This window comes from Zhouia spongiae (assembly GCF_022760175.1).
GTDB lineage: Bacteria > Bacteroidota > Bacteroidia > Flavobacteriales > Flavobacteriaceae > Zhouia > Zhouia spongiae.
In genome coordinates, this window is record NZ_CP094326.1 from 206,795 (window position 1) to 230,909 (window position 24,115).

Annotated in this window: 22 protein-coding genes and 5 tRNA genes; 1 reads left to right on the plus strand and 26 read right to left on the minus strand. The window is 39.4% G+C overall.

Going from position 1 to position 24,115, the window contains the following annotated elements; translation table 11 throughout:
- Window positions 1-58: 58 nt before the first annotated feature.
- The 26 genes from rpoC to MQE36_RS01065 all read right to left on the minus strand — a co-directional run bounded on the left by rpoC (window position 59) and on the right by MQE36_RS01065 (window position 23,365).
- Window positions 59-4,357 carry a DNA-directed RNA polymerase subunit beta' gene (gene rpoC, locus MQE36_RS00940; protein ID WP_242937339.1) on the minus strand — a complete coding sequence of 1,433 codons (4,299 nt, stop codon included), beginning with the start codon at window positions 4,355-4,357 and terminating at the stop codon, window positions 59-61.
- Window positions 4,358-4,421: 64 nt separating this feature from the next.
- Complete coding sequence (gene rpoB / locus MQE36_RS00945; RefSeq protein WP_242937340.1) at window positions 4,422-8,231, minus strand: DNA-directed RNA polymerase subunit beta; 3,810 nt, start codon at window positions 8,229-8,231, stop codon at window positions 4,422-4,424.
- Between the two features lie 125 nt (window positions 8,232-8,356).
- Complete coding sequence (rplL, locus tag MQE36_RS00950; protein WP_242937341.1) at window positions 8,357-8,734, minus strand: 50S ribosomal protein L7/L12; 378 nt, start codon at window positions 8,732-8,734, stop codon at window positions 8,357-8,359.
- Between the two features lie 50 nt (window positions 8,735-8,784).
- Entirely contained in the window at window positions 8,785-9,303 is a 519-nt protein-coding gene (gene rplJ, locus MQE36_RS00955; protein WP_242937342.1) for a 50S ribosomal protein L10, read from the minus strand.
- 26 nt (window positions 9,304-9,329) lie between these two features.
- Window positions 9,330-10,019, minus strand: coding sequence for a 50S ribosomal protein L1 (gene rplA / locus MQE36_RS00960; RefSeq protein ID WP_242937343.1), 690 nt, complete (start codon window positions 10,017-10,019; stop codon window positions 9,330-9,332).
- An 18-nt stretch (window positions 10,020-10,037) separates the two neighbouring features.
- A complete protein-coding gene (rplK, locus tag MQE36_RS00965) occupies window positions 10,038-10,475 on the minus strand; it encodes a 50S ribosomal protein L11 (RefSeq protein WP_038261283.1) in 438 nt (145 codons plus the stop codon).
- A 73-nt stretch (window positions 10,476-10,548) separates the two neighbouring features.
- On the minus strand, window positions 10,549-11,100 hold the full coding sequence (gene nusG / locus MQE36_RS00970; RefSeq protein ID WP_242937344.1) for a transcription termination/antitermination protein NusG: 552 nt from the start codon (window positions 11,098-11,100) through the stop codon (window positions 10,549-10,551).
- A 13-nt stretch (window positions 11,101-11,113) separates the two neighbouring features.
- Window positions 11,114-11,305, minus strand: coding sequence for a preprotein translocase subunit SecE (secE, locus tag MQE36_RS00975; RefSeq protein ID WP_242937345.1), 192 nt, complete (start codon window positions 11,303-11,305; stop codon window positions 11,114-11,116).
- A 17-nt stretch (window positions 11,306-11,322) separates the two neighbouring features.
- Window positions 11,323-11,393 (minus strand) — tRNA-Trp (locus tag MQE36_RS00980).
- A gap of 60 nt (window positions 11,394-11,453) precedes the next feature.
- Window positions 11,454-12,641, minus strand: a complete 1,188-nt coding sequence (gene tuf / locus MQE36_RS00985; RefSeq protein ID WP_242937346.1) for an elongation factor Tu — start codon at window positions 12,639-12,641, stop codon at window positions 11,454-11,456.
- Window positions 12,642-12,697: 56 nt separating this feature from the next.
- Window positions 12,698-12,769, minus strand: a tRNA-Thr gene (locus tag MQE36_RS00990).
- Between the two features lie 15 nt (window positions 12,770-12,784).
- Window positions 12,785-12,857, minus strand: a tRNA-Gly gene (locus tag MQE36_RS00995).
- 44 nt (window positions 12,858-12,901) lie between these two features.
- A tRNA-Tyr gene (locus MQE36_RS01000) sits at window positions 12,902-12,984 on the minus strand.
- A gap of 40 nt (window positions 12,985-13,024) precedes the next feature.
- Window positions 13,025-13,098: transfer RNA gene (locus MQE36_RS01005), tRNA-Thr, on the minus strand.
- Window positions 13,099-13,188: 90 nt separating this feature from the next.
- Window positions 13,189-13,491 carry a ribosome hibernation-promoting factor, HPF/YfiA family gene (gene hpf / locus MQE36_RS01010; protein WP_242937347.1) on the minus strand — a complete coding sequence of 101 codons (303 nt, stop codon included), beginning with the start codon at window positions 13,489-13,491 and terminating at the stop codon, window positions 13,189-13,191.
- A gap of 47 nt (window positions 13,492-13,538) precedes the next feature.
- Complete coding sequence (locus MQE36_RS01015) at window positions 13,539-14,423, minus strand: tyrosine-type recombinase/integrase (RefSeq protein ID WP_242937348.1); 885 nt, start codon at window positions 14,421-14,423, stop codon at window positions 13,539-13,541.
- Window positions 14,424-14,495: 72 nt separating this feature from the next.
- Window positions 14,496-14,690, minus strand: a complete 195-nt coding sequence (gene rpsU, locus MQE36_RS01020) for a 30S ribosomal protein S21 (protein WP_242937349.1) — start codon at window positions 14,688-14,690, stop codon at window positions 14,496-14,498.
- Window positions 14,691-14,774: 84 nt separating this feature from the next.
- Complete coding sequence (locus tag MQE36_RS01025) at window positions 14,775-15,914, minus strand: acyl-CoA dehydrogenase family protein (RefSeq protein WP_242938793.1); 1,140 nt, start codon at window positions 15,912-15,914, stop codon at window positions 14,775-14,777.
- Between the two features lie 37 nt (window positions 15,915-15,951).
- Window positions 15,952-16,806 (minus strand): ComEA family DNA-binding protein, encoded by an 855-nt coding sequence (locus MQE36_RS01030; protein WP_242937350.1) that lies wholly within the window; start codon window positions 16,804-16,806, stop codon window positions 15,952-15,954.
- A gap of 15 nt (window positions 16,807-16,821) precedes the next feature.
- Window positions 16,822-18,924, minus strand: a complete 2,103-nt coding sequence (locus MQE36_RS01035) for an amino acid carrier protein (protein WP_242937351.1) — start codon at window positions 18,922-18,924, stop codon at window positions 16,822-16,824.
- Window positions 18,925-19,194: 270 nt separating this feature from the next.
- On the minus strand, window positions 19,195-20,217 hold the full coding sequence (locus MQE36_RS01040; protein WP_242937352.1) for a potassium channel family protein: 1,023 nt from the start codon (window positions 20,215-20,217) through the stop codon (window positions 19,195-19,197).
- A gap of 5 nt (window positions 20,218-20,222) precedes the next feature.
- Window positions 20,223-20,450 (minus strand): PspC domain-containing protein, encoded by a 228-nt coding sequence (locus MQE36_RS01045; protein ID WP_242937353.1) that lies wholly within the window; start codon window positions 20,448-20,450, stop codon window positions 20,223-20,225.
- Window positions 20,451-20,467: 17 nt separating this feature from the next.
- Window positions 20,468-21,742, minus strand: coding sequence for a DUF2851 family protein (locus MQE36_RS01050; protein WP_242937354.1), 1,275 nt, complete (start codon window positions 21,740-21,742; stop codon window positions 20,468-20,470).
- Between the two features lie 68 nt (window positions 21,743-21,810).
- A complete protein-coding gene (locus MQE36_RS01055) occupies window positions 21,811-22,122 on the minus strand; it encodes a rhodanese-like domain-containing protein (RefSeq protein ID WP_242937355.1) in 312 nt (103 codons plus the stop codon).
- Between the two features lie 85 nt (window positions 22,123-22,207).
- Window positions 22,208-22,816, minus strand: a complete 609-nt coding sequence (locus MQE36_RS01060) for a thioredoxin family protein (RefSeq protein ID WP_242937356.1) — start codon at window positions 22,814-22,816, stop codon at window positions 22,208-22,210.
- 12 nt (window positions 22,817-22,828) lie between these two features.
- Complete coding sequence (locus MQE36_RS01065) at window positions 22,829-23,365, minus strand: TlpA disulfide reductase family protein (RefSeq protein WP_242937357.1); 537 nt, start codon at window positions 23,363-23,365, stop codon at window positions 22,829-22,831.
- A 287-nt stretch (window positions 23,366-23,652) separates the two neighbouring features.
- Between MQE36_RS01065 and MQE36_RS01070 the strand changes: the two genes are divergently transcribed.
- Window positions 23,653-24,069 carry a MarR family winged helix-turn-helix transcriptional regulator gene (locus tag MQE36_RS01070; protein WP_242937358.1) on the plus strand — a complete coding sequence of 139 codons (417 nt, stop codon included), beginning with the start codon at window positions 23,653-23,655 and terminating at the stop codon, window positions 24,067-24,069.
- Window positions 24,070-24,115: the final 46 nt, after the last annotated feature.

A 24,115-nucleotide genomic window follows, 5' to 3' on the forward strand; every position in this document is an offset into this window, starting at 1 on the left:
ACTATAAAAAACAAAACCCCGGGCTTTACACCCGGGGCTTTTTTTATTTAAACTGAAATTATAGATTCACTTTAGCTTTGCTGGCCATAATTTCGTTGTACTCTTCTTTAGATCCTACAATTATATTATCATAATCTCTCATACCTGTACCGGCCGGAATTCTATGACCTACAATTACATTCTCTTTTAATCCTTCTAAACTATCCACCTTACCGCTTACAGCTGCTTCATTCAGTACTTTAGTAGTTTCCTGGAATGATGCCGCAGAGATAAATGACTTCGTCTGGAGTGATGCCCTGGTAATACCTTGTAAGATTGGTGTTGCCACTGCCGGCACCGCATCTCTGGCTATTACCAAGTCTTTATCGTTACGTCTCAGAATTGAATTCTCATCTCTTAACTCACGCGGTGTAATTATTTGTCCGGCACGTAGACTCTCTGAGTCACCGATTTCTTCAACAACTTTCATTCCGAAAATGCGATCGTTCTCTTCGATGAAATCGAATTTATGGATCAATTCATTTTCAAGGAAGTTGGTATCACCCGGATCATTGATGATCACTTTTCGCATCATCTGACGTACAACAACTTCAAAGTGCTTATCATTAATTTTCACACCCTGTAAACGATATACTTCCTGTACTTCGTTTACCAGGTATTGTTGAACTGCAGAAGGCCCTTTTATTTTAAGGATATCTTCAGGTGTAATTGCGCCATCAGATAATGGCATCCCTGCTCTTACGTAATCATTTTCCTGAACCAGAATCTGATTCGAAAGTTTAACCAGGTATTTCTTAATGTCACCTAATTTAGACTCGACGATAATCTCGCGGTTTCCACGCTTGATTTTACCAAATGATACAACACCATCAATTTCAGAAACAACGGCAGGATTAGAAGGGTTACGCGCTTCGAATAATTCGGTTACACGTGGCAGACCTCCGGTAATATCACCCGCTTTAGATGACTTACGAGGAATTTTAACCAATACCTTACCCTCTTTAATCTTATCGCCATCATCAACCATCAAGTGAGCTCCCACCGGCAAGTTGTATGAACGCAATGTAGTACCTTTAGCATCTTTGATCAATAAGGTCGGGATCAGTTTTCTGTTTCTTGATTCAGAAATTACCTTTTCCTGGAAACCTGTTTGCTCATCAATCTCTACCTGGTAAGTAACACCTTGTTCTATATTTTCATAAGCGATTTTTCCGGAGAATTCAGAAATAATAACTGCGTTATACGGATCCCATTGACAGATCGCGTCTCCTTTGGCTACTGTCTGACCATCTTTAACAAAGATAGTTGAACCGTAAGGAATGTTATTAGTTGCTAAAGTAATTCCGGATTTTTCATCGATGAATTTAACTTCGGCAGTACGTGAGATCACAATCTCAGAAGCATTTCCTTCGGCATTTTCACCTGTAACTGTCTTAAGATCGTCTATTTCAACTCTACATTCATATTTAGAAAGAACTTTGTTCTCTTCAGAAATGTTACCGGCAATACCACCAACGTGGAACGTACGCAGTGTTAACTGTGTACCCGGCTCACCGATCGACTGTGCAGCAACAACACCAACAGCCTCACCTCTTTGAACCATTTTGCCTGTAGCCAGGTTTCTACCATAACACTTGGCACAAATTCCATGCTTGGCTTCACAAGTCAATGGAGAACGTACTTCTACTTTTTCTACCGGAGAAGCATCTATTCTTTTCACATGTGCTTCCGTTATTTCCTCTCCTGCGCCTACAAGCAATTCACCTGTAAGTGGATTATGTACGTCATTAAGTGAAACACGTCCTAAGATTCGTTCTCCAAGAGATTCTACGATCTCCTCATTCTTCTTCAACGGTTCTACTTCAAGCCCTCTAAGCGTACCACAATCTACAGAATTTACAATGACATCTTGAGATACATCGACAAGACGACGTGTTAAGTAACCTGCATCGGCCGTTTTAAGAGCCGTATCCGCAAGACCTTTACGGGCACCGTGAGTAGAGATAAAGTATTCAAGAATCGAAAGCCCTTCTTTAAAGTTCGAAAGGATCGGGTTTTCAATAATTTCTCCACCGCCCGCAGTCGATTTTTTAGGTTTCGCCATCAGACCACGCATACCTGTTAACTGACGGATTTGTTCTTTTGATCCCCTTGCTCCTGAATCTAACATCATAAATACCGAGTTAAATCCTTGCTGGTCTTCACGGATTCGCTTCATCGCCAATTCCGTTAACATGGCATTGGTAGATGTCCATACATCAATTACCTGGTTATAACGTTCGTTATTGGTAATAAGACCCATGTTATAGTTCATTATGATCCCTTCCACCTGCTCATTTGCCTCTGCAATTAAGCTGGACTTTTTGTCCGGGATAATAATATCTCCTAAACTGAATGATAAACCTCCGCGGAATGCGAAGTTGTATCCCATATTCTTGATCTTATCCAGGAAATCTGAAGTTGTCGGAACATCTGTGGTTTTCAGGACATGACCGATGATATCACGAAGTGATTTCTTGGTCAGTACAGCATTGATATATCCTGCCTGCTCCGGAACCATTTCATTAAATAATACACGACCTACGGTAGTTTCGATAATCTTAGTAACCAAGTCTCCGTTTTCGTCTAAGTCTTTTGTTCTGACTTTAATGTATGCATTCAAAGTAACTCTCTGCTCGTTGTAAGCGATATTCACCTCTTCAGGAGAATAGAATGTCATACCTTCACCCTTAACCCCATTCTCCGGAGTAGCTTCTCTACCTTTGGTCATATAATAAAGACCCAGTACCATATCCTGAGATGGTACGGTAATCGGAGATCCGTTAGCAGGGTTCAAAATGTTATGAGACCCTAACATCAACAATTGAGCTTCCAAAATGGCCTCAGGTCCTAACGGAACGTGAACCGCCATCTGGTCACCATCGAAATCCGCATTAAATGCCGTACATGTTAATGGGTGCAACTGAATAGCCTTCCCTTCAATAAGTTTAGGCTGGAAAGCCTGAATCCCCAGACGGTGAAGGGTCGGAGCACGGTTAAGTAATACCGGGTGCCCTTTAATTACGTTATCAAGGATGTCCCATACTACCGGCTCTCTTCTATCTATAATTTTCTTAGCAGATTTAACTGTTTTTACAATTCCTCTTTCAATCAGTTTACGGATAACAAAAGGCTTGTAAAGCTCTGCCGCCATGTCTTTCGGAAGACCACACTCGTATAATTTAAGTTCTGGTCCAACAACGATTACTGAACGTGCTGAATAATCTACACGTTTACCTAACAAGTTTTGACGGAAACGTCCTTGCTTACCTTTTAGTGAATCAGATAATGATTTTAAAGGCCTGTTGGATTCAGTTTTTACCGCAGATGATTTTCTCGTGTTATCGAATAATGAATCTACTGCTTCCTGAAGCATCCGTTTTTCGTTACGTAATATTACCTCAGGTGCTTTGATCTCAATCAGACGTTTTAAGCGGTTATTTCTGATAATTACACGTCTGTAAAGATCGTTCAAATCTGAAGTAGCAAAACGACCACCGTCTAAAGGAACTAACGGACGTAATTCTGGCGGTATAACCGGAATTACCTTCATGATCATCCACTCAGGTTTGTTCTCTCTGTTCTTCTGGGCCTCACGGAAAGCTTCTACAACCTGTAAACGCTTTAAAGCTTCAGTTTTACGTTGCTTAGAAGTTTCTGTGTTAGCTTTATGACGAAGTTCGTATGATAATTCGTTTAAGTCTAATCTGTTTAAAATATCGATTAAACATTCCGCCCCCATTTTAGCGATAAACTTGTTAGGATCAGAATCATCAAGATATAGGTTTTCCTGCGGAAGGGTATCTAAAATATTCAGATATTCTTCTTCCGTTAAGAAATCCATTTTATTTAGCTCTTCTCCTTCCGGTCCTTTTGCGATACCTGGCTGAATTACTACATAACGCTCGTAGTAAATAATCATGTCCAGTTTTTTAGAAGGCAAACCAAGAAGGTATCCAATTTTGTTTGGCAACGAACGGAAATACCAAATATGTGCAATCGGCACAACCAAATTGATATGTCCAACTCTGTCTCTACGTACTTTTTTCTCGGTAACCTCTACACCACATCGGTCACAAACAATTCCTTTATATCGGATTCTTTTATATTTTCCACAAGCACATTCGTAATCTTTTACAGGTCCAAAAATACGCTCACAGAAAAGACCATCGCGCTCTGGTTTGTGAGTACGATAGTTGATGGTTTCTGGCTTCAGAACTTCACCATGCGATTCTGCTAAAATTGACTCTGGAGAAGCCAAACCGATTGAGATCTTATTAAATCTCTGTACAGTATTCCTATCTTTTGTCTTTGCCATGATATAAATGGTGATAATGTAATTTAATGTAAAAAAATGGTAGTGGGCAAAACACCCACTACGTTTATTCCTCTAATCTGATATCTAATCCAAGTCCTTTAAGTTCATGCATTAATACATTGAACGATTCAGGTAATCCTGGTTCCGGCATAGCCTCTCCCTTAACAATAGTTTCGTATGTCTTGGCTCTACCTATAACATCATCAGATTTAACTGTTAAGATTTCTCTTAAGGTACTGGATGCTCCATATGCCTCAAGTGCCCAAACCTCCATCTCACCAAAACGCTGACCACCGAATTGTGCTTTACCACCTAGTGGTTGCTGCGTGATAAGCGAGTAAGGTCCGATAGAACGTGCGTGCATCTTATCATCAACCATGTGACCTAGTTTCAACATATAGATAACTCCAACTGTTGCAGCTTGGTCAAAGCGTTGTCCTGTTCCTCCATCATAAAGGTGTGTGTGACCAAATCTCGGCACCCCTGCTTCATCGGTATATTTATTGATCTCATCAAGTGAAGCCCCGTCAAAAATAGGAGTAGCAAACTTTCTGCCAAGCTTTAACCCTGCCCATCCCAGTACAGTTTCATAGATCTGACCAATGTTCATACGAGAAGGTACCCCTAGTGGATTCAATACGATATCTACAGGTGTACCATCTTCTAAGAATGGCATATCTTCCTGTCTTACGATACGTGCAACGATACCTTTGTTACCGTGACGACCTGCCATCTTATCCCCTACTTTAAGTTTACGCTTTTTAGCAATATAAACTTTAGCCAGCTTCATAATACCTGATGGTAGCTCATCACCAACTGAGATCGTAAACTTATCTCTACGTAACGCTCCCTGAAGGTCGTTTAATTTAATTTTATAATTATGCAGAAGATCATTGATAAGCTCATTTGTCTGATCATCGGTGGTCCAGACTCCGCTTACCAGGTGAGCAAAATCATCAACAGAGTTTAACATCTTAAGGGTATACTTTTTACCTTTAGGCAGGACTTCTTCTCCTAAATCATTATATACTCCCTGGCATGTTTTTCCGTTAACCAAGGTGAATAGTTTTTCGATCAGCCTGTCTTTCAGACCATCGAATTTAAATCCGTAATCTGCCTCCAACCTTGCTATATCTTCCTTGTCTTTCGCTCTCTTACGTTTATCTTTTACTGCACGTGAGAACAATTTCTTATCTATTACAACTCCGCTTAGCGATGGAGAAGCTTTAAGAGAAGCATCTTTTACATCACCTGCTTTGTCACCAAAGATAGCACGTAATAATTTTTCTTCAGGAGTAGGGTCAGACTCACCTTTCGGAGTAATCTTTCCGATCAAGATATCTCCCGGCTTAACTTCAGCACCCACTCTGATCATACCATTTTCATCAAGGTCTTTTGTTGCCTCTTCAGAAACGTTCGGAATATCATTAGTCAGTTCTTCAGCGCCTAATTTGGTATCACGAACCTCCAGTGAATATTCATCGATATGAATGGATGTAAAGATATCTTCCCTAACAACCTTCTCAGATATTACAATTGCATCCTCGAAGTTATATCCTTTCCAGGGCATAAAGGCTACCTGTAGGTTTCTACCCAAAGCAAGTTCTCCTTGCTGCGTGGCATAACCTTCACATAAAACCTGATTTCTGATAACTTTATCACCTTTTTTAACGATCGGTTTCAAGTTAATAGAAGTACCCTGGTTCGTTTTTCTGAATTTTACCAAGTCGTAAGTCTTGTAATCATCATCAAAGCTTACCAACTGTTCGTTTTCAGTTCTGTCATATTTGATAACGATCTTGGTCGCATCAACATAATCTACCTCACCTGCACCTTCAGCATTGATCAACACTCTTGAATCAGAAGCTACCTGACGCTCCAAACCAGTACCGACAATTGGCGACTGAGGGCGTAATAAAGGTACTGCCTGACGCATCATGTTTGATCCCATCAATGCACGGTTTGCATCATCGTGCTCTAAGAATGGAATTAAAGATGCTGAAATAGACGCTATCTGGTTTGGAGCAACATCTGTATAATCTATAGCTGTTGGCTCAACAACAGGGAAGTCGCCTTCTTCACGTGCAATAACACGATCTTTATCAATAGTTCCGTCGTCTTTAAGCGGTATATTTGCTTGTGCTATTTTCTTTTCTTCTTCCTCTTCTGCACTTAAATAAAGAATTCCACTTAAATCTACTTTTCCTTCTTCTACCTTACGGTAAGGTGTTTCGATGAATCCCATTGAATTCACCTTTGCAAAAACCCCTAATGATGAAATAAGTCCAATGTTTGGTCCTTCCGGTGTTTCGATCGGACACAAACGACCATAGTGTGTATAGTGAACATCACGAACCTCGAAACCTGCTCTTTCTCTTGAAAGACCACCTGGTCCAAGAGCTGAAAGACGACGTTTGTGAGTGATCTCTGCTAATGGATTCGTTTGATCCATAAACTGAGATAACTGGTTGGTTCCGAAGAATGAGTTAATAACAGACGAAAGTGTCTTGGCATTAATCAAATCGATCGGCGTAAACACCTCATTATCACGAACGTTCATACGCTCGCGAATAGTACGTGCCATACGTGCCAGACCTACACCGAACTGAGTAGATAATTGTTCCCCTACAGTTCTTACACGACGGTTAGACAAGTGGTCGATATCATCAACTTCAGCTTTTGAATTGATAAGCTCAATCAGATACTTAACAATTGTGATAATATCTTCTTTCGTTAATACCTGCTTATCCATAGGGATATCAAGTCCTAACTTTTTATTCATTCTATAACGACCCACACCACCCAGGTTATAACGCTGATCAGAGAAGAATAACTTATCGATAATACCACGGGCAGTTTCTTCATCTGGTGGTTCTGCATTACGTAACTGACGGTAAATGTGTTCTACAGCTTCTTTTTCAGAGTTTGTAGGGTCTTTTTGTAATGTATTGTGAATGATCGCATAATCAGCTGTCAAGCTTTCCTCTTTATGAAGAAGGATAGACTTAACATTAGCATCCAGTATAAGATCAACATGTTCTTTTTCTAATACAGTATCCCTGTCTAATACGATTTCGTTACGTTCTATCGAAACTACTTCTCCTGTATCCTCATCTACGAAATCTTCATGCCATGTATTTAATACACGTGCGGCTAATTTTCTTCCTAAGTATTTTTTAAGTCCTGTTTTAGAAACCTTAACTTCTTCAGCCAGATCGAAAATCTCTAAGATATCCTTATCCCTCTCAAATCCGATTGCTCTGAACAAGGTTGTCACAGGAAGCTTTTTCTTTCTATCAATATAAGCGTACATAACGCTATTGATATCTGTAGCAAATTCAATCCAAGATCCTTTAAAAGGAATTACCCTTGCAGAGTAAAGCTTGGTTCCGTTTGCGTGGAATGATTGCCCAAAGAATACCCCTGGAGAACGGTGTAATTGAGATACAACAACCCTTTCTGCTCCGTTTATAACAAAAGTTCCACTTGGAGTCATGTAAGGAATCGTACCTAAATATACATCTTGAACTATAGTTTCAAAATCTTCGTGCTCCGGATCTGTACAATACAGTTTTAAACGTGCCTTCAGGGGCACACTGTAAGTAAGACCTCTCTCAATACATTCTTGGATACTATAGCGGGGCGGATCAATGAAATAATCCAAAAATTCAAGTACAAATTGATTGCGGGTATCAGTTATGGGAAAGTTCTCCATGAAGGTATTGTATAAACCTTCATCGGTTCTCGCTTCCGATTTAGTTTCAAGTTGAAAGAAATCTTGAAACGATTTAATCTGGATATCTAAGAAATCCGGGTATTCCGGGGTATTCTTAGCAGAAGCGAAATTAATTCTATCAGTCTGATTTGTGAACATCAATGGACAAAATTTTGATTAAAGTACCTTATGTAATATACGCATATATTTATATACGCAAAAGGGTTTAGGTCTTGAGGACATTTCTCCTAAGACCTAAACCGTTAGTTTTTCGCCTGGTGAGCTTACTTAAGCTCTACTTCAGCACCGGCTTCTTCTAAAGACTTCTTAAGACCTTCAGCCTCATCTTTAGCAATACCTTCTTTGATAGCTTTAGGAGCGCTATCTACGATCTCTTTAGCTTCTTTAAGACCTAAACCAGTTAATTCTTTAACCAGCTTAACAACTGCTAATTTAGAAGCTCCTGCCGACTTAAGAATTACGTCAAATTCCGATTTCTCTTCAGCAGCACCAGCATCACCACCGGCAGCACCACCAGCAACAGCAACAGCTGCAGCAGCAGGCTCTATACCATATTCTTCTTTTAAGATATCAGCTAACTCATTTACTTCTTTAACTGTTAAGTTAACCAATTGTTCTGCAAAATCCTTTAAATCTGCCATTTTTTCTATCGTTTTAAAATTTTAAAATATAAATATTATTAAGTGCGTACTTATTCTTTTTCTGATAAAGTTTTAAGGATCCCGGCCAACTTACCACCACCAGACTTAAGACCGCTGATAACGTTCTTAGCAGGCGACTGAAGTAATCCGATGATATCTCCAATAACTTCTTCTTTAGATTTAATACTCACAAGAGCATCTAACTGATCATCCCCAAGATATACCGCTTCCTCTATAAAAGCACCTTTCAACAAAGGCTTATCAGACTTCTTTCTAAACTCTTTGATAAGTTTAGCCGGAGCATTTCCGGTTTCAGAAATCATTAAAGAAGTGTTACCTTTCAATACAGAAGGAAGATCTCCAAAATCTTTATCAGAACTTTCCATTGCTTTAGAAAGCAATGTATTCTTTACAACTGCAAGCTGTATATTAGCCTTGAAACAAGCTCTTCTTAAATTAGAAGTCGTTTGTGCATCTAATCCAGAAATATCTGCTAGATAGATAATCGAGTTCTCAGCTAACTGTGCAGTTAAATCTTCTATTACTGTTAATTTTTCTTCTCTTGTCATGATTGAAAAAAATTTCTAACTACCAATTAAACTGCTTTCGGATCTACCGGTACACTAGGACTCATAGTACTAGAGATATTAATACTCTTAATATAAGTACCTTTAGCTGCAGTTGGCTTCAATTTGATTAATGTTGAAATTAATTCGTTCGCGTTACCAGCTATTTGCTCTGGAGTAAATGAAGCTTTACCGATAGCTACATGAACGATCCCAGTTTTATCAACTTTAAAATCAATCTTACCAGCCTTTACTTCCTTAACTGCCTTTGCTACATCCATAGTAACGGTCCCTGTCTTTGGGTTAGGCATTAAACCACGAGGCCCTAAAATACGACCTAGAGGACCTAATTTCCCCATTACGCTTGGCATAGTGATAATCACATCAACATCTGTCCAACCGTCTTTTATCTTTTGTAGATACTCATCTAAACCTACATAATCCGCTCCTGCCGCTTTAGCCTCTTCTTCTTTATCGGGAGTTACCAACGCAAGCACCTTAACATCTTTACCTGTACCGTGTGGAAGTGTAACAACACCTCTTACCATCTGATTGGCTTTACGAGGGTCTACTCCTAACCTTACAGCTAAATCTACCGATGCATCGAATTTAACATTAGTGATTTCCTTAACTAAAGCTGAAGCTTCTTGTACAGAATACAATTTGTTTCTGTCTACTTTCGCTAAAGCCTCTTTATGCTTTTTTGTCAATTTTGCCATTTCTAGATTCTTTTAAGATTAAAAAGGCTTATCACCTGTTACCGTTATACCCATAGATCTTGCAGTACCCGCAACCATACTCATCGCAGATTCAACTGTAAACGCATTTAAATCCTGCATTTTGTCTTCTGCAATAGTTTTCACCTGATCCCAAGTGATCTTAGCTACTTTTTTACGATTAGGCTCTCCCGAACCACTTTTAATCTTAGCCGCTTCCAATAGCTGAACTGCCGCTGGCGGTGTCTTTACGACAAAGTCGAACGACTTGTCACTATAAACCGTGATAACAACAGGTAATACTTTACCCTGTTTGTCCTGCGTACGAGCATTGAACTGCTTACAGAACTCCATGATGTTAACTCCGGCAGCACCTAAAGCGGGTCCAACCGGCGGCGATGGGTTCGCTGCGCCTCCCCTAACTTGTAGTTTAACTACTTTACTTACTTCTTTTGCCATTGTTATAGTTCAATTTAAAACAATTATGATCGCCTAATAAGGAAGCTAGGCGAATCTATATTTGCGTAACAAATTAAATTTTCTCCACTTGCATATAACTCAACTCCAATGGCGTCTTCCTTCCAAAGATCTTTACCATCACCTCGAGCTTACGCTTCTCTTCATTAACCTTCTCTACCGTTCCGTTGAACCCGTTAAAAGGACCATCGATCACTTTAACAGTCTCTCCAACCGTATACGGTATTGCCACATTATCAGTCTTAACAGAAAGCTCATCAACTTTTCCTAGCATCCTATTTACCTCAGACCTCCTTAAAGGAACCGGATCTCCTCCTTTAACTTCCCCCAAGAAACCGATTACCCCTGTAATCGACTTAATAACGTGCGCGACTTCACCTCCCAGGTTGGCCTTCACCATAACATAACCTGGAAAATAAACCCGTTCTTTATTTATTTTTTTTCCATTTCGTATCTGCACCACTTTTTCCGTTGGCACCAACACTTCTTCCACATAATCTTCGAAACCAAGGCGCGCCACTTCATTTTCAATGTAGTTTTTAACCTTGTTTTCCTGACCACTTACAGCCCTAACCACATACCATTGTTTCTTCAACCCTTCTGCCATCTCTCTTTATGGTTTAACCGATTAAATCAAAATAAAAACCAATCAACCTGGTAAATACAGTATCAACACCCCAGGTTGCTAAAGAAAACAAAATAGAAAAAACAGCAACAGTAACCATTAATTTCTGAGCATCCGCCCATGTAGGCCATGTCACGTTTGTTTTTAATTCCTCAAAAGATTCCTTTATGTAGTTTATTACTGTCATAGCTTAAGTCTTTCTAGCACGGGTGGAGAGATTCGAACTCCCATCAACGGTTTTGGAGACCGCTATTCTGCCATTGAACTACACCCGTATTCAAGTCTTAAGGCATCCCGATGCTTCGGGACACCTCAAAACCATATATATTGTGAAATTAGTCTAAAATTTCAGTTACCTGACCAGCACCTACTGTTCTACCACCTTCACGGATAGCGAAACGTAAACCTACGCTACAAGCAACAGGGCTTAATAGATCTACAGTGATTGTCAAGTTATCACCCGGCATAACCATCTCAACACCATCAGGAAGTGAAATAGTACCGGTTACGTCTGTTGTTCTCAAGTAGAACTGAGGACGGTAGTTGTTATGGAACGGAGTATGACGACCACCTTCTTCTTTCTTAAGGATATACACCTCTGCTTTAAATTTAGCATGCGGCTTAACAGAACCTGGCTTACAGATTACCATACCTCTCTTAATATCGGTTTTCTCGATACCTCTTAAAAGTAAACCTACGTTATCACCAGCTTCACCTCTATCAAGTATTTTACGGAACATCTCAACCCCTGTAATCGTAGAAGTCAATTTCTCAGCTCCCATACCGATGATCTCAACAGGATCTCCTGTATTTGCGATACCAGTCTCGATACGACCAGTTGCAACTGTACCACGACCTGTAATTGTAAATACATCTTCGATCGGCATTAAGAAATCCTTATCTACGTCACGCTTAGGAAGTTCGATCCAGTTATCAACAGCATCCATAAGCGCCAATACAGTATCAACCCACTTTTGCTCACCATTAAGAGCACCAAGAGCAGAACCAGAAACTACAGGACCATTATCTCCATCATAGTCATAGAAAGAAAGCAATTCTCTAACTTCCATCTCTACCAACTCTAAAAGCTCCTCATCATCAACCATATCAACCTTGTTCAAGAAAACAACGATTCTTGGAACACCTACCTGACGACCTAAAAGGATATGCTCACGAGTTTGCGGCATAGGACCATCAGTAGCAGCTACCACCAAAATAGCACCATCCATCTGAGCAGCACCGGTTACCATGTTTTTAACGTAATCGGCGTGACCTGGACAGTCAACGTGTGCATAGTGACGATTAGCAGTTTGATATTCAACGTGTGAAGTATTAATTGTAATACCTCTTTCTTTCTCTTCCGGAGCGTTATCGATTGAATCGAAAGAACGCGCATCAGAAAGTCCAGCATCTGCCAACACTTTAGTAATAGCAGCAGTTAGGGTAGTTTTACCGTGATCTACGTGTCCAATAGTACCAATATTTAAGTGCGGTTTGGAACGATCAAAAGTTTCCTTTGCCATGATTTAATAATTTTAATCTTAGTTATATATTAGTGTTCAAAAATAAACAACATATGAGCCAACGACGGGATTTGAACCCGTGACCTCTTCCTTACCAAGGAAGCACTCTACCCCTGAGCTACGTCGGCTTGAAAATTTAAAAGAGCGGGAGACGAGGGTCGAACTCGCGACATTCAGCTTGGAAGGCTGACGCTCTACCAACTGAGCTACTCCCGCTTATTAAACAAACAACTCAACAATAGAGTCGTTAACAGTACTCGTGGGGAGAGCAGGATTCGAACCTGCGAAGGTAAAAACCAACAGATTTACAGTCTGTCCTCGTTGGCCGCTTGAGTATCTCCCCAAACCATTAATTATATGAACTTTTACTTTATTTCCTATTGAGCCGATGGAGGGACTCGAACCCACGACCTGCTGATTACAAATCAGCTGCTCTAGCCAGCTGAGCTACATCGGCAAACACAATAAAAAAGCCCGCTATTTCTAACGGACTGCAAATGTATATATTTTATTTTTTTTTCAAAACAAAATATCTAAAATTTTTATTCTAGATATGTGTCCTTAACTTTTCTTTGCGTTTTACCAATACACGCTCCAACGAACTGGCGGCACTGTCAACAGCCTCTTCAAATGTCTTACATTGCTTTTTCACTATAAATTCATCTCCCGGGACATGCACCTTAACCTCCACAACTTTATTTTCCTTTTGACTCGTTTTCTGCACTTTCAAGTATACATCGGAATGTATTACCCTGTCATAAAAAACCTCTAGCTTATCCATTCTCCTCTGAATGAAATCGATCAACTTTTGGTCTGCTGCAAAATTCACAGATTGAGTGTGTACTTTCATTACGCTTATTTTTTAAGGTTAAACAATTAAAACGGCAAGAATGAGGATTAATTGTTTCTAGGATGGTTCCCGTAGGCTTTTTTCAATTCCTCCATACTATTATGAGTATACACCTGAGTAGAAGCTAAACTAGAATGACCCAACAATTCTTTTACCGCATTTAAATCTGCACCATTGTTCAGTAAATGAGTAGCAAATGTATGTCTGAGTATATGCGGACTCTTCTTTACCTTAGTGGATGCTCTACTAAAATAATTATTTATTACTCTATAAACAAACGTTTCATAAATTTTATGACCCGACTTTAACAAAAACAAGAAGCCCTCCGGATTCTTATTTTCAAGCTCCTTCCTATACCTCAAATACTTATGCAAAGAATCTTCTACAAAAGGCAATAAAGGAGCTAGTCGCTCTTTATTTCTCTTACCAAGGATCCTGATCGTTTTATTGAAAAAGTCCACATCCCTTTCTTTCAGCCCGATCAATTCTGCCCTCCTCATCCCTGTTGCGTAAAACATTTCCACCAACAACCTGTCCCTGCTCGACTCAAACGTATCTTCTGCAGACATTAAAGCAAACACACTTTTCATTTCATCTTCAGAAAAAGGCACTTCAAGCTTCTTAACCGTTTTTAAAGCCTTGTGTTTAGACAGGGGATTAACGGCAACGACACCTATTTTCAACAAAAACCTATAATACGCCTTAAGAGAAGAAACCTTTCTGTTCACCGACCTGTTACTTATTCCACTTTCTACAAGGCTAATGATCCACGATCTGATCTGCGCATAGTTCACATCATCGATCACACCGTCATCATACTCCGCTTCACAATAAGATGAAAACTCCGTTAAGTCATTAATATAAGCTGTAATCGTATGCGAAGAATAATTCTTTTCCAACAAAAGATACTCCTGAAACTTCTGAAAAGACATAAAAAAACCGTTATTAAACAAAGTTATAAAACTTTATCCAATAACGGCTTTAAAATTATTTACATCCCGGAACTATATCTCTTCCTGATCTCTTAATCCCTGAATGTATTGTGCTTTCTGAATTTCAGCTCTTCTTTGAACAGAAGGTTTCGTAAACTGCTGTCTGCCTCTCAGCTGACGCATAGTCCCTGTTCTGTCAAACTTACGCTTGTAACGCTTTAGCGCTCTATCTATATTTTCTCCTTCTTTTATTGGTATAATTAGCATGCTCTACACACCTCCTTTCATTTGGACGGCAAATATACTAATTAATAAAAACCGAACAACTAAAAATCACAAAAAATCACTTTCTTATTTTAGTATATGCCGAGAGATCACTAATTTTTGGATCTCAGTAGTTCCTTCTCCTATGGTACAAAGCTTAGAATCCCTGTAAAATTTCTCTACCGGGAAATCCTTGGTATAACCATACCCTCCATGAATCTGAACAGCCTCATTGGCTACCTTCACACAAACTTCTGAAGCATACATCTTGGCCATCGCCCCGATTTTGGTCATCCTCCTTCCCGCATTCTTTTCAAAAGCAGCCTTGTGCAACAATAATTCTGAAGCCTCTATTTCGGTTGCCATATCCGCCAACTTAAAAGAAATCCCCTGAAACTCAGAAATCGGCTTTCCAAACTGAACGCGTTCTTTCGAGTATTTTAAAGCTGCCTCATAAGCCCCCCTAGCAATACCGAGAGAAAGAGCTCCTATCGAAATCCTCCCCCCGTCCAACACCTTCATTGCCTGGACAAACCCGTCTCCAACCTCTCCCAACCTGTTGGTATCGGGAATTCTGCAATCCTGAAAGATCAGCTCTGCGGTTTCACTGGCTCTCATTCCCAGTTTATTCTCCTTCTTACCGCTGGAAAACCCCGGAGTTCCCTTTTCTACAACAAAAGCCGTCATTCCATGCGAATCGCCTTTTTCTCCGGTTCTTACGATCACTACGGCCATATCTCCCGAAATACCGTGCGTAATAAAGTTCTTCGCCCCGTTAAGCACCCACTCACTTCCTTCTTTAACCGCTGTAGTGTTCATCCCTCCGGCATCAGAGCCTGTATTATGCTCCGTCAGACCCCAGGCACCAATCCATGCTCCGGAGGCTAATTTAGGAAGCCATTTTGCCTTTTGTTCCTCACTACCGAATTCTAAAACATGATTCGTACACAACGAATTGTGTGCAGCAACCGAAAGCCCGATTGCCGGATCAACTTTAGAGATCTCTTCTATAATAGCTATGTACTCATGGTACGACAGTCCAGACCCACCATACTGTTCAGGCACCAGAACCCCCATAAAGCCCATTTCACCGGCTTTCTTAAAAACCTCAACGGGAAACAGCTGTTCTTCATCCCATTCCAATACATTAGGAGCTATATATTGTTTTGCAAAATCTCGTGCCGAATTTGCAACCATTTCCTGCATTTCAGAATAATCAAAATTCATTTTTGTCACCAATTCTGTATTCATTATTCAATAACTTTTAATCAACCGTCAAATATACTTGAATTAGATTTATTTTATCTGAAGGAAATCCCTGAATTTTTGTTAATTCTGCCAAATCCTTTATTTCCCCTTTCTTCGTTCTGTACATTACAATTGCTGTCGCAAAATCTTTATCTATGTACACATGCGATGTCAATTGTTTTACACTCGCTTCATTTACATTCATTTTTCTGATTGCAGACAGATCATCTACTTTAAATTTACGAAATATCCGGCGAACAACCAGGCTGTCTAATCCATATACCTCGTATAGCTGGTTCATCTCTATATACCCGCCGAGCAGGCCCCTGTATTTCAAAATCCTGTTTGAAAATACTTTTCCTACTCCTTTGATTTTCATTAATTCGCGAGATTCCGCTTTATTTATATCCAACTTGCCCTCTACACCGCTTTCTTCACCGTTTAAATGTTGATGTGTAATCTGCGGGGATACTCTTTTTAGCTCCGGAAACCGGAAGTAAGGACTTATAATCTTCAATAAAGAATCGGAGAGCTCCGTCACCTCTTTAAATTCCTTAACCGAATTCACATACATTCCCTTTTTCCTATACTCATAGAGTCTGTCCAGTTCTGCCGGAGCCATCCCCAGCGAATACCCTTTAAAATCATCTATATAATTCGGATTAAACCTGTATACCTCATAAGCCCTTTCCTGTTTCAGGTCGTTCAGGGAATCCAGACCGTTTTCGGCTTCCAAAAGACTCCAGAATCTGGATTCGTATGACCGGTCCGTAAAAAAAGAGAACAACCGGACCGTTAAAATAATTACCACCAAAAAAAACATCCCATTTCTCTGGCTTCTGTTAAACCTGAAATGGGATGTAGCTTTCATTGTTTTTTGATCCGGTTAACTTGTCGCTTGCTGCGTGTCTGTAGTTGCAGCTCCCTGACGTTCTTTTTTAAAGAGCTTATTGTTTTTTAATTTACTCCAGTATTCATTAAGATCTTTACGGACTTCTCCACTCATCATATAGAGACCTATAATATTAGGGAACGACATTGCAAGAATCATCATATCAGAAAAATCCAATACCGCCCCAAGGCTTACAGAAGCTCCTATTACTACAAATACCAAAAACAACATTTTATATACAAACTCCGTACGCTTGCTCTTTCCGAAAAGATAAGTCCAGGCTCTCATCCCGTAATAAGACCATGATATCATCGTTGAAAATGCAAAAAGAAAAACAGCTACGGCAAGCACATAAGGGAACCAGCTGATAACACTTTCAAAGGCATCAGAGGTTAATTGCGCTCCTCCTAATCCCTGCACTTCGTGCATTCCTGTAAAGATCAGCACCAAAGCAGTTAAGGTACATACGACAACAGTATCGATAAACGGCTCCAATAAGGCTACAAAACCTTCTGAGGGCGGATGATTGGTTTTAGCCGTACTATGCGCAATCGCAGCCGAACCAACCCCAGCCTCATTCGAAAATGCCGCACGTTGAAAACCGACTATCAATACACCTATAACACCTCCTTTTAATGCACTTGGAGTAAAAGCCCCATCTATAATTGCTGAAAAAGCAGGGATAATATTTTCAATATTCATAAAGATAACGACCAATGCCGCCAATACATATATGGAAGCCATTACAGGTACCACCTTACCTGTTACCCTTGCTATACTGTTAATTCCACCAATAATTACAACCCCTACCAATACAGCAGTAATAACACCGAACAAAGGTCCGTTACCCTGTAGCATCGGGAACTGGCTCGACAACTGTTCAAAAGACTGGTTAGCCTGAAACATATTACCGCCACCAAAAGAAGCACCGACAGCCAAAACCGCAAATAATCCTGCCAGCACCTTACCCAGTCCTTTTAAATTTCTTTTTTCCAAACCATACCTCAAATAATTCATCGGCCCTCCGAATACCCTTCCATCAGGAAGTATATCCCTGTACTTAACACCCAGAGTACACTCAACGAATTTTGAAGACATCCCCAGCAATCCGGCTACAATCATCCATAAGGTAGCTCCTGCTCCTCCCAATGAAATTGCAACTGCCACTCCTGCTATATTCCCCAAACCGACTGTTCCGGAAACAGCTGTGGCCAATGCCTGAAAGTGAGTTACCTGCCCCGGTGCATCAGGGTCGTCATACTTCCCTTTTGCCAGGTCTACCGAATGCCTGAATCCTCTTATATTGATAAAGCCCATTCTGAGAGTGAAGAATGTGGCTCCAAGTAAAAGCCATACCACTATAAAAGGAATATTCTTTGTTTGGGGGTCTCCGTTAGGGTGCAACAAGACAATCTGCTCGTCATATTCAATTTCTGCCAGATAATGAGCACCTTGCTCAATCACATGTTTAGGATTATCTGAATTATATATTACTCCTCCTTCTTTTACAAGGTAATTAAGCGTACCGCTTACCGATGACACAACCTCTTCTTCTGCCCCTGAGGCTCTTGACACAATAGCTATGGGCTCTCCTTTTTTAACTTTAGCCCCTTCCGGTTTCAACCATTTTTTCAACACAAACTTATCGTCTATTTCAGACGACCAACCCGGAGCACCCACAAGTTTTACATCGGCATAAACCACCGGATCGTACAATCCGGTCGCCGCAAAAGGGTCCCAGAACAAAACTGACCCGATAGCTGCCACTGCCGGGGTCATCGTACCATTAAAAATTTCAGCAATCGCCCTGGCAGGAACTTCGTACTCTTTAGTTACAGTCAGTCCGTTTGCATCGGTAACAGTTACCGTATACGGAATACCTTCAACCAATCCCGATGCTATATTCGAATTTAGCGGCGTAGATTGATTACTCCACTTATATGTATAAGGTTCTTGCCCGCCTTCAACTTTAATCGATATTTGTCCGTCATTAATTACCCTGGAAGGATTATCTATCGTCTCCTTTACTACGAGTTCTTGCGAATAGGCAACAACAGATATAGCCATCATTAATAGCAAGAGAAAAGGTTTCTTCATAATATACTTTTTCGTTAATTTTAGGTTAGGTTATGTTTATCAGGACGCCAATATCTTAAAAATTATCAATCAAGACAAATTTTATGTATTATATGTAACGTCACTTGGTATTGAAAATCAATCAGTATAGCTGTTATTATTCCAGACAAGAAGCATCTGTTTATATTTTGTCTGAAGCTGACTCATACTTCAGAGGAGGGACAGGTATTTTGTTCTTCTCATTCTTTTGGTTTTGGTTCATTAACTGTTTGATTGCAGAAAAATGTTTAGTTATGCATAACTTTCTTTTATATGAAACATTTCATTCAATCTTTTAATTTGTTCGGGTCTTCCCAATACTACCAACTTGCAGCTTGGAAGTAACCTGGTATCGCCTTCGGGATTTATAATAAAATCTCCGGAAGCCTCTTTATACCCAATAACGGTACACCCGGTTACACTACGCAAATTAAGGTCTATCAGTGATTTATACTGGTATTTTTCAGGAAGATCCTCCATAGACACCTCTTCAAGGGTAATCGTATCTCTCCCTTCAATAGCGAGTTGCCTGACGAATTCAACCAAATCCGGGAGCACTACCAATGAAGCCATATGATCTCCTCCTATCTTATCCGGCATAATTGTTTTATCAGCACCTGCAAGCTCCAGTTTCCTTTGAGAAGATTCTTCCGAGGCCCTGCTGATGATATTCAGGTTCGAATTTAGCTGTCTTGCAGACAAGACAACAAAAAGGTTATCTGCATCATTTGGCAATGCCGATATTAACACCTGAGCGTTTATTATTCCGGCATCGAGCAGTATTTCATCTTCATTCGCATTTCCGTGAATAAACAGGATATTTTCGTCCATCTCCTTTTCGATCACCTCCTCGTTACTTTCTATCACCACAAAAGGCTTTTTATAACGCAATAACTTAAGCGCTGCTTGTTTTCCGTTTCTTCCGTAACCACATATAATAACATGATTATCGAGCTGATTAATTTTTCGCTTCATCCTTCTCAATTTTATTTGCTGAACCGTGCTTCTGACCAATAAATATTCCGTTATAATCGATATTGCAAATGCAAATATGAAAACACTCGATATGATTAAAAAGATCGTAAATATTTTCGCATCACTATCTAAAGGTCTCACTTCACTAAAACCAACAGTGGTTACCGTGATAACGGTCATATAAGTAGCATCGATCCAATCGTATTCACCGAAGTACCTGTATCCAAAAACCCCAAATAGAAAAACAAACACCAGAAGTGCTATGGCAATATAGAATTTTGACCTGAAGAGTTTAAACATAAATTCTATAAATCAAAGACAGACGTTCGCTTCGTGTAAACAAGATCTTTTAACTTTAACCAGAATGCAAGATTTAAATACACTATAAACCAAACTCCCAGGGTAGCAAAAGATGCATAGATAAAGAAGAGGCGGACATTTTTTGCCTTTACCCCCATCTTTTCAGCTAAACGGGATGACACTTCAAAACCGTGCTTTTCAAAAAAGTAACGTAAGTTGCTAATTTTATTCATCGTTGTAAATATAATAACTATTCATTAATTAACTTGTTTCCAATTTCACATTGAAGACATTTATTTTTTGAACAATAGTTATTATACAAATGCAATAATGATTGACTGCCAAATGCAGAGGAGACATCAATTCCTGATTGTCTAAACCCTGTAATAATGGAATTATCCTCAGGTTTCAATGCCCCGATCATGCTAATAATTTCTTCATCAAAAGACGCTCCTGTATACTGGGCATATTTAAACTTAACGGGAATTACTGTATTAATGACTATAAGGTCGATAAAAGATCTGGTTGTTTTCTTTTTCCTTTTCAGGGCAGACTTTTTACCGAATGTATAATGAGAATCCCAATACGAGGATGCCACAGCATGAAAAAGTTTATAACACGCCTCCATCGAGTTTAATTCAATAACTTTTGAGAACAAATGCTCTTCATTACTGTATAGGCTGCAAAATTGTGATAACCTGATGGTCGGGAAATTGTTCGGCCGCAGTCTGAAGAAAGAAGGGGCTACAACTGATTCATTGCTCAGATTGAACTTATTTTTCAGAAAAGCGTATTGATCCCGCAACGCTATAAAATAAGCATCCGGAAGACCGGCATCTAACAATCCTGCCATACCGAACAATAAAGCCTCAAACGATTGCCGGCTCGCCTTCACCTTCCTTATTACCCCGTATGGTATAGCTCCGGCTATACTTGCAAATGAATCTGCATTTATTTTAAACCCGAAATTGCGGATTAAAGAACTGAATACAATGTCATCCCAGTCATTATTATTTAACTGCAACTCCTTTTCTATTTTCTTGGTTTTATGCTGTAAGCGTTCAAAATACAAACGCTCTGACCAACGATGCCTCAACAAAGGATTTATATCCGATATACTGTCTTCACAATTGATAAATTGTTTTTTAGCCGACATCAGCTTCTTATAATTTGTCAATGCACTACAAGAAACATATTTTCTGATCTCAAAGGCAGGGATCAGCCGATTATTAGCAGAGAACACTTCCACATCATCTTCCCATACCACATGCAGAATAACATTCTGGTAATTTTTATCTTTCTCATGTCCGTGCAGATACCAGTCTGATGCTTTTATATGTATCTCCACATTACCGGCCCACAACTGCCCTCCTATTTCAATCCTCGCATTAAAAAAATCCGGTCCGGCATTACCATTATGAATTCCTGTCGATACCACCCTGATCAACTCACCATTAGTACTATACAGTTCATTAAAGCCGAACTTTCTGAATTTCCATAAAAAATGCATCAACTGTTCATTCATGCATTGAAAATAAAAAATCCCGCTTAAAAAACGGGATTTTTTGTAAGATATTTTTTTATTTTTTTGTCTTATTCCATAACGTCACCTTCCCAGTCATTAAATCCTCCGAGCAGGTTATAAATGTTTTCAAAACCAAGTTGCCCCATTAAAGCACAAGCCTGACCACTTCTGTTTCCGGAACGACAATAGACATAATAATTTTTAGACTTATCAAGTTTTTCAACCTCGTCCAAAAAGCCCTGTCCCAAATAAATATCAATATGAACAGCATTAGGAATATAACCTTCTTCAACTTCTTCATCAGTTCTCACATCTAAGATTACTGCATTGTCGTCATTTTCCAATTGTTCTGTCCACTCGTGTTGTGTTAAATCTGCCATTTTTATTTTTTTTCAAATGTATTATTTCTCTATAAAAAAACCGAGATATAACACCTCGGATCTTTCTCAAATTATATTTTTACAACTATACCTTAATAGAGCAGCCGATCGCTTTGGTTGTGGTGATCTTGATTTTTTCACCTGCCAGCATAGCATCTACCGCCTCTTCAACATACTTTGTTTCCACTAACGATGCATCCTGATAATTGTCATCAATAGCACCTATATATTTTACCTGATAGCCTTTTGCCGTATGCTCCAATAAAAACACATGCGGGGTCCTGGTGGCTCCGTACTGTGGAAAAATATCCTGATCCTCGTCCAACAAGTATGGAAAAGAAAAACCCTTTTCCCTGGCTCTCTGCTTCATCTGTTCGAAACTGTCTTCAGGCTGAAGATCGGGATTGTTAGGATTAATAGCTATAACCGGCACCCCCAATGCCTTATACTTTTTATCCAGATCTATAATCCGGTCTTCATAAGCCACAGCATAAGGGCAGCTGTTACAAGTAAAAATCACCATAAAGCCTTTTGCATCTTTGTAATCTTTCAAAGACACTTTTTTACCATCTATATTCTTCAGTTCAAAATCGGTAGCATAATCTCCAATATCATAGCCTTTGTCCGGATCAACAAAAGCACTGGAAATCAAAGCTACAAAAATAAGTACCAAGGTTTTTAATGAAGTTTTCATAATTGTATCTGTTTACTCTGTAATAAGTTGGTCTATATTTTGTTTGAGCTCGTCATAAGTCATACTGTTTTCAAAAAACAACCGTTGATCTTTGGTGTAAATCACTGTCGCTGGTATTGCACCGCTCCACTCCTCACTCACTTTCGGAATCCATTTATTTTGCTTCGGATCATCCAGCAGTACAACTTTAGATTTCAAATCGTGTTCCTTTACAAAAGGTATAAGATGAGTCTTCAACATTTGTGGAAAATCCAGACTAACCAAAACAACTTCTACACCTTTATCTGTATACTCTTTTAAAACCTTTTCAAACCCGGGTAATTCCTCCACACAAGGTTTGCACCAGGTAGCCCAGAAATTTATAACGTAAATTTTATCGTCTTTAATATGTAAATAAGGCTCTAATTCATCAAAATTATACGATTTTACGGCAAGACTGCTTCCATCTGCGTCTAAATCTGCAATGGCAACATCCTTATTTTGATATTGTCCAAACCCATTGTAACCTATTAAAATTACAAAAAATATAAAAGCTACAGCATTTTTCATCAATCCTCAGTTTTTGTATGTGTAATCGGAACCTGTAAATCAATCCGCACCGACCGGCATCCCGCAAGGCCTTTTGAGAGCCTTAAATATCGGAAGATAGGTCAATTACAAATCCCTGCGATTATTAAAATTCATATACAAAATAAAGATATAGGACACCAACCCCCAGTCCCTTTAACAAAAATTTATCACCCGGACTCTTGTATCTACAAATATTTAAATTACATTTGTACCAACAAATATTGTAAACACAATTGAAAATAGAAGACATCATAAAAACGAAAGCAATGACCGATCATAAAAAAGCGGTCATAAATTTGGTATATACTGCCAATATCATTAGTGAGAAGATTACCGATGCACTAAAACCATTTGATGTTTCTACCCCTCAATTTAATGTGTTACGTATACTCAGGGGACAAAAGAACAAACCGGCAAATCTTTGCACCATCCAGGAACGTATGATCCATAAAATGAGTAATACGACCCGTTTGGTCGATAAACTGATCGACAAGGGTTTCGTAAAACGCAATACTTGCGAACAAAACAGACGAAAAGTCGAGATTTTTATCACTCAAAAAGGACTGGATGTTTTGGTCGAAATGGATGAAGCCGTATGTAATGCCGAACAACAAGTCATAAATGAACTAAGCAGGGAAGAACTGATCCGGCTTAATGTTCTGCTTGACAAACTAAGGAAATAATTTTTTTGAACAAATACTTGTATATACAACTATAGTAAACACAAAT

What these genes read in the sequence shown, in the direction of transcription:
- MQE36_RS01025 (WP_242938793.1), bottom strand. Translation starts at nt 15,914, where the DNA reads ATGAATTTTGATTATTCTGAAATGCAGGAAATGGTTGCAAATTCGGCA.
- rplA (WP_242937343.1), bottom strand. Translation starts at nt 10,019, where the DNA reads ATGGCAAAATTGACAAAAAAGCATAAAGAGGCTTTAGCGAAAGTAGAC.
- rpoC (WP_242937339.1), bottom strand. Translation starts at nt 4,357, where the DNA reads ATGGCAAAGACAAAAGATAGGAATACTGTACAGAGATTTAATAAGATC.
- MQE36_RS01070 (WP_242937358.1), top strand. Translation starts at nt 23,653, where the DNA reads ATGACCGATCATAAAAAAGCGGTCATAAATTTGGTATATACTGCCAAT.
- MQE36_RS01065 (WP_242937357.1), bottom strand. Translation starts at nt 23,365, where the DNA reads ATGAAAAATGCTGTAGCTTTTATATTTTTTGTAATTTTAATAGGTTAC.
- MQE36_RS01045 (WP_242937353.1), bottom strand. Translation starts at nt 20,450, where the DNA reads ATGAATAAAATTAGCAACTTACGTTACTTTTTTGAAAAGCACGGTTTT.
- rpoB (WP_242937340.1), bottom strand. Translation starts at nt 8,231, where the DNA reads ATGTTCACAAATCAGACTGATAGAATTAATTTCGCTTCTGCTAAGAAT.
- rplJ (WP_242937342.1), bottom strand. Translation starts at nt 9,303, where the DNA reads ATGACAAGAGAAGAAAAATTAACAGTAATAGAAGATTTAACTGCACAG.
- hpf (WP_242937347.1), bottom strand. Translation starts at nt 13,491, where the DNA reads ATGAAAGTACACACTCAATCTGTGAATTTTGCAGCAGACCAAAAGTTG.
- nusG (WP_242937344.1), bottom strand. Translation starts at nt 11,100, where the DNA reads ATGGCAGAAGGGTTGAAGAAACAATGGTATGTGGTTAGGGCTGTAAGT.
- rplK (WP_038261283.1), bottom strand. Translation starts at nt 10,475, where the DNA reads ATGGCAAAAGAAGTAAGTAAAGTAGTTAAACTACAAGTTAGGGGAGGC.
- MQE36_RS01035 (WP_242937351.1), bottom strand. Translation starts at nt 18,924, where the DNA reads ATGAAGAAACCTTTTCTCTTGCTATTAATGATGGCTATATCTGTTGTT.
- rpsU (WP_242937349.1), bottom strand. Translation starts at nt 14,690, where the DNA reads ATGCTAATTATACCAATAAAAGAAGGAGAAAATATAGATAGAGCGCTA.
- MQE36_RS01050 (WP_242937354.1), bottom strand. Translation starts at nt 21,742, where the DNA reads ATGAATGAACAGTTGATGCATTTTTTATGGAAATTCAGAAAGTTCGGC.
- MQE36_RS01055 (WP_242937355.1), bottom strand. Translation starts at nt 22,122, where the DNA reads ATGGCAGATTTAACACAACACGAGTGGACAGAACAATTGGAAAATGAC.
- rplL (WP_242937341.1), bottom strand. Translation starts at nt 8,734, where the DNA reads ATGGCAGATTTAAAGGATTTTGCAGAACAATTGGTTAACTTAACAGTT.
- MQE36_RS01015 (WP_242937348.1), bottom strand. Translation starts at nt 14,423, where the DNA reads ATGTCTTTTCAGAAGTTTCAGGAGTATCTTTTGTTGGAAAAGAATTAT.
- secE (WP_242937345.1), bottom strand. Translation starts at nt 11,305, where the DNA reads ATGACAGTAATAAACTACATAAAGGAATCTTTTGAGGAATTAAAAACA.
- MQE36_RS01060 (WP_242937356.1), bottom strand. Translation starts at nt 22,816, where the DNA reads ATGAAAACTTCATTAAAAACCTTGGTACTTATTTTTGTAGCTTTGATT.
- MQE36_RS01040 (WP_242937352.1), bottom strand. Translation starts at nt 20,217, where the DNA reads ATGTTTAAACTCTTCAGGTCAAAATTCTATATTGCCATAGCACTTCTG.
- tuf (WP_242937346.1), bottom strand. Translation starts at nt 12,641, where the DNA reads ATGGCAAAGGAAACTTTTGATCGTTCCAAACCGCACTTAAATATTGGT.
- MQE36_RS01030 (WP_242937350.1), bottom strand. Translation starts at nt 16,806, where the DNA reads ATGAAAGCTACATCCCATTTCAGGTTTAACAGAAGCCAGAGAAATGGG.